Consider the following 14,587-nt stretch of genomic DNA (forward strand, 5'->3'; position numbering starts at 1 on the left):
GACCCGAAGCCCTACGTCTGGACCAAGACCGCGGACGAGATCCTCGAACGCCTCGCCAGCTATCTGAACAGGATTCCTGACTCAGAACACTAGGTGAGCCGGAGGGGGCGCCGGTGCGAGTGGCGTCCGGGCCGGTCGCGGGGTTCGAGGCGCAGGGTGGAGGCGCGGGCACCGTCGGTCAGGACGTGCTCGACGATGCTCGTGTAGTGCCCGTACTTCTCCCGGTAGGCGGCGTCCACCTCCGGGTACTCGTCGGGGGTGGCCTGTTGGAAGGTGACGTCCTGCCGGACGCCGCCGGCTTCGATGCGTCCCTGGTGGCGGGACTGCGTTCCCCGGTACCAGGGGCCGCCCGTGCCCTTGACCGAGCGGACGTACAGCCCGTCGCCGGAGCGGACCACCCACATCGTCACCGGGTCGCGCAAGGTGCCGTTGGACCGTTCGGATGCCAGGTCCAGCTCCTCAGCCGCGGCGATCTTCTCGAGAGCCGTGCTGTTCCAGTCCGTCATCGCCAATCCTTTCCGCTGTGCGAGGCCGGGAGCCGAGGCTCTGACCAGCCGTGTCGGCGTTCGCCACGTCCACCGTTTCCCGCACGCGAGGGGCACGCCATCGGAGAGGAGGCAGGCCACCCGGGGGGCGGGTCGGCGGGCGCCGGGGCACGGTGCGACACGATCAACCGTGCCCCCTCGCGGCCGCCGCAGGCAGGCCGAGCTGTGCCAGGGGGTGACCAGCGGGGGTGTGACAGGGCCCCCCTCGACGCGCATGCCGCACCGAAGGTGGAGAGACACTGGCGATATGGCATCCGAGCAGCACAGCAGCGGCGACGAACTGGCACGCTTCCTGCGCGCCCGCCGCACCCAGACGAGTCCCCAGTCGGCCGGCCTCACCCCCGGCCCCGGCGTACGCCGCACCCCCGGGCTGCGCCGCGAGGAACTGGCACGCTCGCCGGGGTCAGCATCGACTACTACACCCGCATGGAACGCGGCAAGGAGACCCGCCCCAGCCCTGCCGTGATCGATGCCCTCGCCCGTGCCCTGCAGCTCGACGACGCCGAGCACCAGCAACTGCGCGACCTCGCCGTCCGCGCCGCCCGCTACGCACCCCAGGCCGCCACCGCCCCCAGCCGCACGGTGCGCCCCCACGAGACTGCTGCTGGAGACGCTGCGCCCGAGCCCGGCCTACGTCGTCAGCCGCAGCATGGACGTCCTGGCCCACAATCCCGGCGGCCTCGCCCTCTACGCGGGCATCCAGGACTACCCCCCATCCAGCGCAACCTCGGCCGATACCTCTTCCTCCACCCCGCCGCCCGCGAGGTCTTCCCGGACTGGGACAACCAGATCCGCCACTGCGTGGCTCGCCTACGCGCTCTCGCCGGCACCGACCCCGACGCACCCGATCTCACGCAGCTCGTCGGGGAGCTCCTCTTGAAGAGCCCCGACTTCGCCGGACTGTGGGAGCGCTACGACGTCACCGGCCGCAAGATCACCGCCAAGACCTTCCAGCACTCCCAGGTCGGCAAGATCACCCTCGACTTCCAGGGCATGGCCCTCGAAGGCACCCCCGGCCACCGCATGGGCATCTACACTGCCCAGCCCGGCACCCCCGACCACGACGCCATGCTCCTGTGGCTTTGTTCACGGGTTGTGAAGTCAGTTGTTCATGGGTGTGGAAGGCGCCCGGATCCACGGGCGGGGGATGTTCACGAGTTTTGAAGTCGCTGGGGTCCTTGCCAGGGCCCAGCGCCCGAGCCGAACACACCAAGACTGGTTGATCTTGTCCTAACTGTCTGCCGGTCCCGAAGTCCCGGACGACAATCGGAGCCCAGGAGTGTTGACCAAGGGGGATGGCAGTGAGGCACACACTGAACTTGTGGCGTCAAGGGCTCGGAGAGGTACCCGAGTCGGTCTGGCATCAGACCAAGCTCCACGTGCTGATCCTCGCGGACAACGGACTGACGGCCCTACCGCCGGAAATCTGGCAGCTTCACCAGCTGAACACCCTGGACCTGGGCCACAACGCACTGACGTCAGTCCCCGAAGAACTCGGCAAGCTGACCGAGCTCAGCGGCTGCCTCTACCTGCACGACAACCAGCTGACACGGCTTCCGGACTCTCTGGGAAACCTGACCCGGTTGCGTTACCTCAACGTCGGCGAGAACTCCCTCACCACCCTGCCGGAGACCATCGGTGGGATGAGCAGCCTCATCGAGTTCAGGGCGCAGCACAACCGGCTCACCACCGTGCCCGATGCCATCGGCCAGCTGCGCAGCCTGCGTGAGCTGTGGCTCCGCGGGAACGCGATCCAGCACTTGCCATCGTCGGCCGCTGAACTGCACGAACTACGCCACCTGGACCTACGCGAGAACTACCTTGCCAGGGTGCCTGAGTCACTGGCCGACCTCCCGCGACTGCGTCAGATCGACCTGCGGAGCAACCGCCTCGGCCAGCTGCCCGACTGGCTCGCCCAGATGCCATCGCTGGAAAAGCTGGATCTACGTTGGAACGAAGTCGATCCCTCCCTACCGCTCCTCAGCGAGCTGGAGCGACGGGGGTGCGTCGTCCTCACGTGACAGAGACGACACCACCTCTCGCGACAAGGCCGCTATTTCTCGTGAACAAGCACGAACGAGTTGATCACTGAACGCCGCTGAAACTCGTCGACAAACGCTGTCGCTGGAGATGAACAAAGCCACTCCTGCTCGACATGACCGCCAACCACACCGAGTCCACGCCGTCCCAGCAGAAGCCGTAGCCGCATAGGCCTTCAGCGGGGCTGGCGGTGCGTCATCGCGGCGCGGACCGCCTCCTGATCCGGATCCGGGTCCGTGATGCTGCCGGTTGCCGCACGCACGGCAGAGAGGTCTCGCGGGGCGGAACCCGGATCCGCTTGAGTCCGATGATCTCCATGAACTCAGGCAGGTTCGCCAGCGTGATGTCGTAGTAACCGACGGCAGCTTCCGCAGCGGGTGCCACCGCAGGGGCGTGGCCGGCAGCGGGTGCCACCGGCCACGGCCCGCATCGTGGGCGCGCCGCCGCGGCCGGTCGTGCCCGCGCACGGTGCGCGAGGTCACTCGCAGGCGACGCCGTCGCCATCACGGTCGAGGTGGCTTCCGTCTCCGGCGTCTCCGCGGCGAATCGGAGCCGCTCCCGCATCCCTGACGGCAGTGCAGTTCCGGTAGGAGAGGGTGCCGCCTCTGTCTCCCGCGGTGATCGAGCCGCCGCGCCTGATGACAAGGATCCCCGGACTGCCGGAGCGCGGTCGGAGGTCTCCGTCTTGCCGCCGTCAGCAGCCGGGGGCGCTGCCGGTTCGGGGGATCCTGGGGGACGTCCGGCGGCGTCGGCGCGGGGGCGGGGACGGCGGCCGAAGCCGGCGGCGGCGTAGGAGTGGCCACGAGCACGATGGGTACCGGCGCAGCGAGGCGGCTGGGACAAGCTCACCGGCGTCCAGCAGTGGATGCTGGAGCAGGTCCTCGGCACGAGGCCGCCGAGGAGGAGAAGAAGCTGAAGCCGCGTCGGACGCAGGCCGACACGTGGGCGATGCACCTCGCCGCCGCCGTCCAGTTCTTCGAGCGTGAAGGGCACCTGCGGGTACCCCTCAAGCACGTCGAGACGATCCCGGTCGACGGCGAGGGCCAGGAGCAGGACATCAGGCTCGGGTCCTGGATCGGCAACCAGCGCTCCAGCGCCGCGACACTGGCCCCGGAGCGGGTGGAGCAGCTGTCATCGGGATGCGGTGGGCGTAGAGATCCAGGAGCGGAGCCGGACAGGGGTAGGTGCGGCTGAGGTCGAGGTATCCCCCGGGTGGGCAACGTGCCCGAGCCTTCAGCGTGTTCTTCCATACGTTCGCAAGGAGGCAGGCCGCGCAGGGCGACGAGCTGGTCGTCTGCGAGGTCGACGGCAACGCGGGCACCCCGGGACGGTGGAGGCGGCCTCTCGCGCCCAGCTCACAGGTCAGTGGTGGGCTGCGCGGGCCGGAGTCCACGTCCGCCCGGCTCTGGGCGGCGGCCAGGAGACGGTCGAAGTGCCGTCGACGGACCAGCGGGCGAAACGTCCGTGGACGTTTCGCCCGCTGGTCCGAACCGGTCGGTCAGGTCCCGCCAGGCACACCGTGCGGAACTTCAACCCGGTGCCTTCCAGCACCTGGCGGTGACCCCGCCACCGCCCCCGAGCCCGGACCACGGGCGGCGACAGCGGCGCGATCACCGCCCACGCGGCATCAGATGACTCGGCTTCCCTCACGACCGAACCAACGGTCCGGTGATCGGAAAGACACTCCCTAGGGGAGGCGGTTCCGGGAGGCTCCGCGCATCAGGTCTCCCTTGAACTCCTTCCCCCGGAGGGTTCCGGGGGTCGGGGCGGGAGTCAGTTCGATCCACCCCTCGTCCCAGATGAAGTTGGAGCCGTTGGTGTCGCCGTGTGTCTGGTAGACCTTGCCGTCCGTGGTCAGGACCTGGATGTAGGCGTTGTTGCCCTGGTCGAGGATCGAGATGCCGCAGGCCGTGCCGACGGGGAATCCCGGGTTGTCCGCGTTCGTGAGGTCCTGCCAGACAGGCGTCCCTCCGGTCGTGGTCGCGCGGCCGGCGTAGGCGATGCCGCCCGAAAGAGCAGCACTGAACGACTCGGAGATCGACGGCGCGATGCTGTCGATTTCATTGCAGGGACCGGTGGCACCGGTAGCGCCCGTGGCACCCGTCGCACCGGTGGCACCGGTGGCACCCGTAGCACCCGTGGCACCCGTGGCACCCGTGGCACCCGTGGCACCGTCCGCGCCGTTCACACCGGTAGCGCCCGTCGCACCGGTGGCACCGTCCGCACCGTCCTCACCGTTCGCACCGGTAGCACCCGTCGCACCCGTCGCGCCCGTAGCACCCGTAGCACCCGTAGCACCCGTAGCACCGGTGGCACCCGTGGCACCGTCCGCGCCGTCCGCGCCGTCCGCGCCATCCGTACCGGTAGCGCCCGTCGCACCCGTAGCGCCCGTAGCGCCCGTCGCACCGTCCGCACCGTCCGCACCGTCCGCACCCGTAGCACCGGTGGCACCCGTAGCGCCCGTGGCACCCGTCGCACCGTCTACGCCGTCCGCACCCGTAGCGCCCGTCGCACCGTCCGCACCCGTGGCGCCCGTGGCGCCCGTAGCACCCGTAGCGCCGTCCGCACCCGTAGCGCCGGTGGCACCCGTCGGCCCTGTCGGACCCGGCCTGCCCTCCTCGCACCTGTCGTCACCGTTGGGCCCGGCCTCGTCCGCTGCCCTCGGGCCGTCGTACGGACCCTGGTCCGGGTTGTAGCCCGGCCCCTGGTCGGGACCCTGGTCCGGGTTGTGGTCCGGGTTGTGGTCCGGGTTGTGGTCCGGGTTGTGGTCCGGACCGTGGTGATGCCCATTCGGGTCGCAGGGGTTCTCACCCGTGGGGCTCGCCGCGTTCACCCGCTCGGCCGCCTGAACGCTCTGAGCCACGGCGATGGCGGGGCTGGCGACTCCCATCATCACCAGGGCAAGCGATGCGAGCGTGCCGCCCTTGCGCCAACTGCTCCTCGGCAGCGGGCCAAGCGTTGACGTGGTCTTGTTCTCGGGGCGCATACCACTCCTTCTCGAAACCGATCGAACGATGTGTGGTGGGACCTCTCCAGCCACCTCGGTCACGTGGGAATCGCTGCGGCGAGGGGCGGAACACCTCGCTGACGTCCTGGTCAAAGGCAGTTGCCATGCAGGTCGTGCTCGGCGCGGCGCAGGTCTTCCTCGCGACCGCCCTTGCCCGGCTCCCGGCGACTGTCCTTCATACCGCCCATGACGGCGACTCCTTGATGTGAGGGGTGCGGAGTCCTCCCGATCAAGCTGACACGCAACGTCACAACGCGCATCATTTCCGCTACACATCGTGGCGAGAGGGTGATGCCTGCGGTCGGGTGCGGATGCGTCGGAATGCGGGCTCGCGGCCCGGTGCGGAGGATGGGCGCACCCCTGCACCCCATCCGCTCACGCCGTCAGGAGTCGATCCCCATGCTGGAGCGCACGCTGCGCAACGACCGCACCGAGGTCACCTTCATCCTCCCCGCCGACACCCCGCCCGGCCCGGTCAGCGTGGTGGGCGACTTCAACGACTGGCAGCCCGGCGTCCACACCCTGCACCCGCGCAAGGACGGCAAGCGGGCCGTCACGGTCGAGCTGCCATCCGAGAGCACACACTCGTTCCGGTATCTGGCCGCCGGGGACTACTGGTTCAACGACGAGAGCGCCGGCGACCGGGAAGGCCCCAACAGCCGCCTGCACACCTGATCGGCTCCACCAGCGTGACGTGGGAAGGGGCCAAGGGCGTTGGGGGCGGCGGCACTTGCCCGCCGACCCACCCCCGACGGCTCGGAATCCACGTGACGGCCCCGCTACCGCGCCAGGGCGGCGGGGCCGTCGTCACACCCCGGATACCTGCCAGAGGTCCGTCGGGCGCATGACGGAACGGCCACGTACCGCCACATCGGGCGGCCGGGTTCGTCGTACTCGGCTATGGACCAGAAACCGATTTTCCTCCGGAGCGGGCCGGCTTCGCCCGGCTGGCCAAGGAGTTCTGGCAGGCATCCGATGCGCCGGTCTACGAGGTGGTGGAGCGGCAGTGGCTCACCCCGGGGCTGTGAAGTGCCCCGCCGCCCGGGCTTGTCGTGGAGCGGCATCCGGCATCCGGTGAACGGCGACGACTTTTCCGCCGTCCCTGAGCGCTGCACCTCAACGCGGCGTGTACAGCCGCACCGCTCGCGCAGGTACAGCAGGGCGGCGGTGTCCGCGACGGCGGCCAGATCGGCCAACAGGGTGCGGATGACTGACCGCCTCGTCACCGCCGGACCGCCTGCACGATGTGCTCGATCATCACCCGGGCGCGCGGGTCCATGCCCGCCGGACCGGCAGTGACGGGGCCAGGACCGGCCGGTCCGGCAGGCGTGCCCGGCCCTGTGCCCGCAGGAGTGCCTGGCGCTGTCGTCATGTCATCACCATTGGCTGTCCCTCACCGCAGGCCACGGGCGAGGCTTCTGAAGTGCGGCTCGTGTTCCGGCCAGGGCAGACGGTCGAATAGCAGTACCGACCAGGCCGTGTGGAGCAGGACGACCAGGATGCGGGCCGGCAGCTTCGGGAGCCGGGCGAGTCTGAGTGACCCGTGCAGCAGGGGAAGGCCCGGAACGGCACTGCCTGACGGAAGTCAGGCACGACGCCGTAGCACGCAGCGGAGCATGCGGCAAATCCCGCCGCAGAGCGGTGGCGAGTCCCAGCGAGGCTGGCCGAGGCGATCCGAGACCTGGTGGGGACTCAAGTCTCGAACTCACCGCTCACCCCCGCAGCGACCCGTGCTGGCACTCGTACGTCCAGTTGCGCAGAGCGCGGCTCCGGCCAACGCCACCGCCGCGCTCAACCGGCAGCCGCTGCGGTCGGCCCGCCCCGAACCGGGGCACGTCCTCCACCGTCACGTCCAGGCTCAGGCGCAGGCACTTGAAGCGCGGTGGTGGCGGAAGACGCCGCCTCGGTCGACGGCCCGGTCAGCGCTGATCTCCGCCACCAGCTCCGGGCGGGCCAGGACCGTGTCCAGGACGTCACGGCTACCCCCACGCCGCGGAGAGTCCTGTCCCCCTCTCGCCAGGACACGGTCGGCCGCCTAGTTCAGGCAGGACAGGAGGTGCCACGTCACCGTGAGGTGGTCTCCGGCCGCGGCAATGGTGCGGGCCTGATCGTCCGACGGTCCCGCCGCGCAGTGCGGGCACGTGAGACCGCTCAGTCGCCGCAGCCACCATCGGTTTCGGCGCACGGGCCGGACAGGGCAGGTGAGCGCCGAGGTTCCGAAACCCGCGCCGGACTCGGGCAGGGGTGAGCCGGCCGGGCTGGGCGGGAATTCTCCCAGGGGGGCGGAGGCTGGTGGTTGTCCTGACCGAAGCGAACAGCTCGTTGTGGACGGAGAGAATCTTTCCCATGCTTGCCTCGTCCGGTACGGTCGCGGAGTTGTTTTCGCTGCTGAGAGCCCATTAGCTGCGCGCGTGGCCCCGGCGCCCCGCCGACTGAGAGCAGGTTTCCTTATGGCATGTCGTATCGGTGAGCTTGTGCTCGGTTGCCGCGACCCCGAGCTGTTGGCGCAGTTCTGGTGCGAGGTCCTCGGCTACGTCGTGGTCGGCCGCGAGGAGGGCTGCGTGGAGATCGGAACGCCGGAAGGGTTCGGCGGTTCGCAGCCCACGATCTTCTTCAGCGTCCGGGACGAGCCGGTGCCGGGGAAGTCCCGGCTGCACATCGACGTCAACCCCACCGACCGCGACCAGGACGAGGAGCTCGAACGCCTCCTGAAGCTCGGTGCCCGCCGGGCCGACATCGGCCAGACCGGGGACGAGCAGTGGCATGTCCTGGCCGACCCGGAGGGCAACGAGTTCTGCCTGCTCAAGGCCCGCATCAAGCCGCTCTGACGCTCGTCCGAGGTTCATCGGTCACGCCGCGGCCTGCGGTGCCCCCAGCGGCCGCGGCATGATCCACCGGACAGACCCTAGTGCTGCAACCGGCAACACTGCTCGCGGCAGAGGAGGAGTACCGCTGGGCGGCCGCAGCCGTCCTGGGTTCACTGATGCGCGGATGTGTCGTGTTCACCGGGGCGTCGGCCAGGGCCCGCGCGGCGAAGCCGGCAATTCCCAGATCCGTGTCCCCGTGCGGCCAGCAACACCCCGCACCCCGCAGCCTTGTGCGCAGCTCTCAGGGCCTCCAGCTCACGTGATCATCGCGGCTGCGATGCTGGTACGCATGAGCGACGTTTCTCACCCGACCAGCTCGTTGCGCTCCCCGAGGATCATCCGCCTGAAGTGGGGCCTGATGGAGGTCGAAGGCATCACCCCGGGCAAGGACTTCGTCCTGTATCCGGGCGGCGTACAGGAGCTCCTCAAGCGAGGCGCCGAGGTCATCGTCCTCAGCCTCGGCATGGAGCGACGACTGCAGATCGCCCCATCGACCCTGGAACTGCTCCGGGAGGCCGGGGCAGAAGCGCATGTAGCCGAAACCCCGGCAGCCGTCGAGTTCTACAACACCCTCACTGCCGGGACCCGGCCCGTGGGCGGCCTCTTCCACTCGACCTGCTGAGGCCGAGCGCACTGCACCGTCACCGCCGCCACTATCGGCTCCGACTCCGACTCCGACTCCGGCTCCGGCTCCGGCTCCGGCTCCGGCTCCGGCTCCGGCAACGGTCCAGACGGCTGGCACCTGCTCCGGCAACGGTCCAGACGGCTGGCACCTGCTCCCTCCACCTGGGTGCCGGGGACCGAAACGGACGGCGACCGCTGCGCCGCAGTGAGGTCGCCGCGGCCCAGACCATGCAGTCACGCGAAAACTCCTCTCAGCGGCGCTCGGATTCGGGCCGGTGAACCCGACGAAGACCACCCCGCAGTAGCAGCCGGACGGCCGCCCGGGCAGTCGGTCGGACCACACTGGCGCGTTTACGGGCGGCGAGTGTGAGCAGAAGAGCGGTCACGACCAATCCGGTACATCACGAGGAGGTCCCGATGTCGGGCACGGAGAAGAGCAAGGCCCAGACCGAGCAGGTCAAGGGCAAGGCCAAGGAGACCGTCGGCCGCGCGATCGGCAACGAACGCATGACCGCCGAAGGCCGCGCCGACCAGGCCAAGGGCAAGGCCCGCCACGCCAAGGAAGACGTCAAGGACGCCTTCCGCCACTGACCGCGCGGCCAACAGCCGCTGACAAGCCGGGCCCCGACCTACTCCCCCAGGTCGGGGCCCTGCCGCGTTCGACCGGGGCCACGCATCCGGCGGGTCCCCGCCTACAGGGGCAGCGCATCTGTGCCGTCGTCGTGCGCAGCCGCGACCGGACGAGTGCGGACGGATGGCGGGTGCGCGGGCCGGCCACGACTCCTCGGCCCGTCACTGCAGTCGGGGTCGCCCGTGAGAGGGACAGGGTGTTGCGTCCGGGACGGCCTCACCGAGGGCTGGGGCGCAGCAGTTCTGCCGGCCGCCCGGCGCGGCTCCCACGATGCCCGGTGGCAGGCTTCCCGGACTACCGTGGAAGACCACGGACGACGCGGGCAGTGGGCACGGTTCACGCCGCTGCTCCACCCGGAGCGGCGGAACAGCCCGGCGTCACCGCCCTTCCGGCGCCCCGAACCACTCCTCCAGCGCCTCCGCCAGCCCGGCCGTCGGCGTCGGCGCCCCCGCGTCGGCCGCCCAGGCCGTGAAGCCGTCCGGACGGACGAGGACCGCCGCGAGTTCCGGGCGGGACGGGCAACCGGCCGTCAAGGTGTCGACGCGGCCGGCGTACCCCGCGGCGAGGGCCCGGAGCTCCGGGTCGTCGGTGAGGTCGAGCAGGAGCGCCCGGCCGCCGTGGAGGTGGTCGGCGAGGCGGCGGCCGTCGGCGAGTTCGAGGTCCGGGGCACTGCGGCCAGTCAACCGGTGCCCGCCCGGCAGCTCGTACCGCACGCCGGCACCGTTGAGCCGCGCGGTGAGGTACGTGGTGCCCACGGCCGTCCCCGCCAGGTCGCTGACGATCTCGCGCAGGGCCCGGGACTGCGGGTCCGGGCGCATGGCCGCGACCTGGGACCGGGTCCAGTCCAGGACCCACGCGCCGACGGGGTGCCGTTCGGAGGTGTAGGTGTCCAGCAGCCCTTCCGGCGCCCGGCCGCCGATCACCGCGGCGAGCTTCCATCCGAGGTTCATCGCGTCCCCGATTCCCAGGCTCAGCCCCTGGCTCCCGAACGCGGAGTGCACGTGCGCCGCGTCGCCCGCCAGCAGCACCCGGCCCTTGCGGTAGTCGGTGACCTGGCGGGCGTGGTCGGTGAAGCGGGTCGCGGTCCGCACCTCGGTGATCGTGACGTCCACGCCGGATACGCGGCGCAGCCGCGCCTGGAGGTCCTCGGTGGTGACCGGCGCGTCACGGTCGGCCGGCGGGCCGTCCAACTCCACGGTGACGATGCGGCCCGGCATCGGCCCGTGGGCGTACACCCCGGTGTCCGTGGCGGTCCAGCCGACCTTCAGGTTCTCGGCGCCGGTCATCTCCACGACCGCCTGGTGACAGGTGATCTCCGGGTCCGTACCGGGAAATTCGAACCCAGCAAGCTTGCGGACCGTGCTGCGGCCGCCGTCGCAGCCCACGAGCCAGCCGGCGCGTATCGCCCCGTCGCTCGTCCGCACGGTGACGGCCTCGTCGTCCGCGTCGAAGCCGGTCAGCTCCACCCCCCGGCGCACGTCGACGCCGAGCTCGTCCGCCCGCCCGCCGAGCAGCCGCTCGATGTCCTGCTGCGCAACGAGACTGATTTCGGCGGCCGGTCCGGCGTCGCCGAAACCCGGCTCCGTACGGTCGACCAGGTCGGCGCGCAGCATGATCCCGGCGAAGTGCCCGACGAACCCGAGCCCTTGGCCTGCGGCCCCGCCTCCGTCCCCGCCGTTCCGCTCACGTATGAACGCCCGGAAGCGGTCCATCGCCTGACGCTGCACCTCGGCCAGGGCGGGCAGCATGCCCCGGCGGTAGAGCGCTTCGGCGCCGGGCGTGGTGATCGCCCCGCCCTTGATCGTCGGGTCCATTTCGGTGCGGCGCTCCAAGACGGCCACCCGCGCGCCTCCGAGCCGGAGCTCGCAGGCCAGCATCAGTCCGACCGGGCCGCCTCCGGCCACTACTACGTCATAGTCCATGGCGCTCACTATGACGGATGGTCAAAAGGGCTCTCCCGCCGCCCTGACCAGCCACAATAGCGCCGCAATGTCAAGGGACCGGCCCCGCGAGGAGGGACGGGAAGCGGGACCTCAGCATGATCGATGAACAGCGACTCCGACCGCCACGCGGTCACCCGGCGGCCGCAGCCAGGGCCCTGCCCGAACCGGACACGTCCTGCGCCACGACGTCCATGCGCAGCCGCTTGAGCCTCAGCGGGGTGGCGCAAGACGCCGCCCCGTCAATGGCCCTGTCGGTGCAAGCGGCCCGACGACGACAGATGCCCCGGTACGGAAAGTGACGTCGGCCGCCGCGGCCGGGCGGAGGAGATCGCGGTGGAGGGTGAAGCCGCGCCGGTGCCGCCAAAGCTGGGCGTGTCGCGATCGAGCCGGAGCCGGAGCCGAGAGCGGGCTAGAAGTCGGTACGGAACTCACCCAGATACGCCTGTTGGTGTCCGGCTTCCCTGCTGTGTACCGCTTCTACCGGGACGTGCTCGGGCTCGAGCCGCAGTTCGAGGCCGAAAGCGGCCCGTACGCCAAGCTCAGCCCCGATACCGGACACGCCGCGATCGCACTGCAGGACCGGGCGCAGATGGGCGGCGTGCTGGGACGGTTGGGGGCGGAGCCGGAGGGATACCGCGCGTTGGTGGTGCTGCGGGTGGACGACCTGGCCGCCGCCCACGCCGAAATCACCTCGCGGGGGGCGGAGTTCACCCGGGATCCGGGCCCGATGGGTGACCGGATGCGGGTCGCCTACCTGGAGGACCCGGAAGGGAATCTGATCGAGCTCCAGGAGTGGCTGGCGCTGCGTGAGCAGGCTGGTGACGCGCCAGCGTAGGTGGTGTAGCAGCGCGGTCCGTCTGCGGCCGAGAACACGGAAGGGGGGCCCGTGCCTGGGCGGTGCCCCCTTCCGCGTGTGCGTTGGCGTCCACGTCCATGCGGACCCGCGCCAGGAGACGATCCGCCCGCCCTTCGACCCCGGTCCGGTCGGTGCCGGTGACAGTGACAGCGACGGCGACAGCGACAGCGACAGCGACGATGGACGGCGTCAAGGCGGCCGGCGTTGGCGTGCGCCGGTCCCACCGGATCGCCGGGGCACGCTGATGCGGACCATCGGGGCGTCCGGTACCCGGAGTCGCCTGCGTCAGCTGCCGGGAAGCTGCTCCTGCAGCCAGTCGAAGACGACACCGCAGTGCTGCTGCGGGGCCATCGGGGAGCAGTGCAGCTGCGCGCCGGTGGCCGCAGTGAACTTCCCCAAGTCCCTGAAGGGAGCCTTCAGCTTGTCGAACATCTGGCGCGGCTGGCCGGGATAGAACTGCTCGTAGTCGTAGTCGAGGACCAGCGTGGGCACCTTGATGCGGCCGACGACGTTCGTGATGTCCATCGATTCGATCAGTTTGGCGGGAGTCCAGAAGTCGGTGAACATCTTGCCCTTGCGGGCGTCGAGCATCGCGGGCACGGAGAAGGGCTCGATGCGCTTCTTGATCGTCGCTGCCGCGTCCGGGGGCAGCTCGGGGACGACCTCCTTGTTCCAGATCGTGTTCGTCTCCTCCTTGTCCGAGGTGACGATCTTCCGCAGCTCCGGGGGGAAGCCGAGCCATGGCGACAAGCAGCCGGGCATCGCCACCAGAGCGGCGATCCTGTTCTCGAAGGCCGCGGCCCGGGGCGCCAGGTTCCCGCCCATGCTCAGCCCGGTCAAGGCGATCCTGTCCGTGTCCACGTCCGAGCGGGCGACCAGCCAGTCGACGAGCGGGGTCACGACGGTCTCCCAACGCGGTGTGAAGACCACCTGGTCGTCGAAGAGCACCTGCCCCTGGCCCGGCCCCTCGTACACCAGGGCGTTCCAGCCACGCGCCAGAGCGGTCGGGACGCCGTAGGTCCACATGTCGACGTTCTGCCCGTCGCTGCCGTTCGTGAGGATCACGGTGGGGCGCCGCTCGCCCGAGCTGTCCGGCCGGAAGAACCACACCGGCAGCGGCGTCTTCCCGTACGGGACCTTCGCCGTCACCGGCGCCGGGTCGCACAGTCCGCAGAACTTGTCCCAGGCGCCGCGCCCGGCCTTGTACAGCTGCTCCTCCCTGCCCGGATCGTCAGAGCCCAGGACGAAGAACAGCGCCTGGCCGTAATACTGCGCGGCTCGCAGGGCGCGGAAGCGCGTGGTCTCCCGGTCTGGCGCGAGGCCCTGGGGCGGCCCCATGAGCTGATCGCCGAGTCTCCTGAAGGTATCGGTGTACGTCTGGGCCGAGAGGCCGGCCTTGTTGATCGCGTTCACGGCGGTGAGCACCTCGCCCACCTCGGCGGCGCCGAATGCGGACCCGCCGAGCGCCAGGAGCCCGTTGAAGTTGAACGCCGGGTCCTTGAAGAGGGTCATCACCCCGGGCGTGGGTCCCCCCGCGGGGCCGGAGGCCGACTCCGAGGGAGCGGGTGCGGGCGCATTCGCGGGCGAAGCCCCCGACGGCGTGCACCCGGCGGCCAGCACGGCCCCGGCCCCGCCGACGAGCCCGGCAAGCGTGGTGCGACGGGTGGGGCCGGAGGCGGGATCGCTCGGTGCGTACGTCATGGCAGCCGAACGTAGGAGCCGCACCCGCGGCCGTCCTGTGCGCGACACCCGCTGTTCCCCCGAATGGCCCTTCACGCAGTGCCTGGATGCCCCAACCGCCCGAGCTGCGGCACCGCTGAGGGCTGTCCCGTAATCCCCGGTGGGTCGGCGCACGGCGTCGGATGCGGTGCATCGCAAGGCGGAGGGGCGCCCCCGTACTGGGCACATTCGGGCGTTCCGACAACGCGGCGAGGTGCCGTAGCCGGCGTCGTGCGCCCGCCGGGGATTACGGGACAGCCCTTAGGGCTTGCAGAGATAACCTGCGATCGAACACCCTGCATGAGCTGGCCTGTCAAGAGCTGAAACACGCACGTTAATTCTCTGCAAGCCCTTA

At 70.4% G+C, this 14,587-nt stretch carries 12 protein-coding genes and 1 pseudogene; 8 read left to right on the forward strand and 5 right to left on the reverse strand.

The features are described 5' to 3' along the window. Positions 1-89: 89 nt before the first annotated feature. On the reverse strand, positions 90-506 hold the full coding sequence (locus AB0D48_RS36040; protein WP_362407110.1) for a DUF2255 family protein: 417 nt from the start codon (positions 504-506) through the stop codon (positions 90-92). Between the two features lie 688 nt (positions 507-1,194). Here AB0D48_RS36040 and AB0D48_RS36045 point away from each other — a divergent pair. Together AB0D48_RS36045 and AB0D48_RS36050 are read left to right on the forward strand one after the other, a co-directional pair. Beyond that, a pseudogene (locus AB0D48_RS36045) lies at positions 1,195-1,709 on the forward strand (hypothetical protein). A gap of 215 nt (positions 1,710-1,924) precedes the next feature. Further along, a complete protein-coding gene (locus AB0D48_RS36050; protein ID WP_362407113.1) occupies positions 1,925-2,566 on the forward strand; it encodes a leucine-rich repeat domain-containing protein in 642 nt (213 codons plus the stop codon). Positions 2,567-3,063: 497 nt separating this feature from the next. On the opposite strand, the gene AB0D48_RS36055 is transcribed toward AB0D48_RS36050, so the two are convergent. Continuing rightward, entirely contained in the window at positions 3,064-3,234 is a 171-nt protein-coding gene (locus tag AB0D48_RS36055) for an excalibur calcium-binding domain-containing protein (protein WP_362407141.1), read from the reverse strand. Between the two features lie 212 nt (positions 3,235-3,446). Between AB0D48_RS36055 and AB0D48_RS36060 the strand changes: the two genes are divergently transcribed. Continuing rightward, a complete protein-coding gene (locus AB0D48_RS36060; protein ID WP_362407117.1) occupies positions 3,447-3,779 on the forward strand; it encodes a helicase associated domain-containing protein in 333 nt (110 codons plus the stop codon). Positions 3,780-4,272: 493 nt separating this feature from the next. Here AB0D48_RS36060 and AB0D48_RS36065 read toward each other — a convergent pair whose 3' ends face one another. Next, positions 4,273-4,773 carry a hypothetical protein gene (locus AB0D48_RS36065; protein WP_362407120.1) on the reverse strand — a complete coding sequence of 167 codons (501 nt, stop codon included), beginning with the start codon at positions 4,771-4,773 and terminating at the stop codon, positions 4,273-4,275. A gap of 1,218 nt (positions 4,774-5,991) precedes the next feature. Between AB0D48_RS36065 and AB0D48_RS36070 the strand changes: the two genes are divergently transcribed. From AB0D48_RS36070 to AB0D48_RS36085, 4 genes are all read left to right on the forward strand, one after another. Then, on the forward strand, positions 5,992-6,267 hold the full coding sequence (locus AB0D48_RS36070; RefSeq protein WP_362407123.1) for an isoamylase early set domain-containing protein: 276 nt from the start codon (positions 5,992-5,994) through the stop codon (positions 6,265-6,267). Positions 6,268-8,042: 1,775 nt separating this feature from the next. Next, on the forward strand, positions 8,043-8,420 hold the full coding sequence (locus AB0D48_RS36075; RefSeq protein ID WP_362407126.1) for a VOC family protein: 378 nt from the start codon (positions 8,043-8,045) through the stop codon (positions 8,418-8,420). A gap of 328 nt (positions 8,421-8,748) precedes the next feature. Then, on the forward strand, positions 8,749-9,081 hold the full coding sequence (locus AB0D48_RS36080; protein WP_362407129.1) for an MTH938/NDUFAF3 family protein: 333 nt from the start codon (positions 8,749-8,751) through the stop codon (positions 9,079-9,081). 419 nt (positions 9,082-9,500) lie between these two features. Continuing rightward, positions 9,501-9,674, forward strand: a complete 174-nt coding sequence (locus AB0D48_RS36085) for a CsbD family protein (RefSeq protein ID WP_362407132.1) — start codon at positions 9,501-9,503, stop codon at positions 9,672-9,674. Positions 9,675-10,091: 417 nt separating this feature from the next. Here AB0D48_RS36085 and AB0D48_RS36090 read toward each other — a convergent pair whose 3' ends face one another. Continuing rightward, the gene (locus AB0D48_RS36090) at positions 10,092-11,636 is read right to left on the reverse strand and encodes an FAD-dependent oxidoreductase (RefSeq protein ID WP_362407135.1); all 1,545 of its coding nucleotides are present in this window, start codon (positions 11,634-11,636) and stop codon (positions 10,092-10,094) included. A 457-nt stretch (positions 11,637-12,093) separates the two neighbouring features. On the opposite strand from AB0D48_RS36090, the gene AB0D48_RS36095 reads away from it, so the two are divergent. After that, positions 12,094-12,492 (forward strand): VOC family protein, encoded by a 399-nt coding sequence (locus AB0D48_RS36095; RefSeq protein WP_362407144.1) that lies wholly within the window; start codon positions 12,094-12,096, stop codon positions 12,490-12,492. 306 nt (positions 12,493-12,798) lie between these two features. Here the strand turns inward: AB0D48_RS36095 and AB0D48_RS36100 are convergent, their stop codons facing one another. After that, positions 12,799-14,214 carry an alpha/beta fold hydrolase gene (locus AB0D48_RS36100; RefSeq protein ID WP_362407138.1) on the reverse strand — a complete coding sequence of 472 codons (1,416 nt, stop codon included), beginning with the start codon at positions 14,212-14,214 and terminating at the stop codon, positions 12,799-12,801. Positions 14,215-14,587: the final 373 nt, after the last annotated feature.

Origin of the sequence: Streptomyces sp. NPDC048269 (genome assembly GCF_040652395.1) — a bacterium.
Lineage (GTDB): Bacteria > Actinomycetota > Actinomycetes > Streptomycetales > Streptomycetaceae > Streptomyces.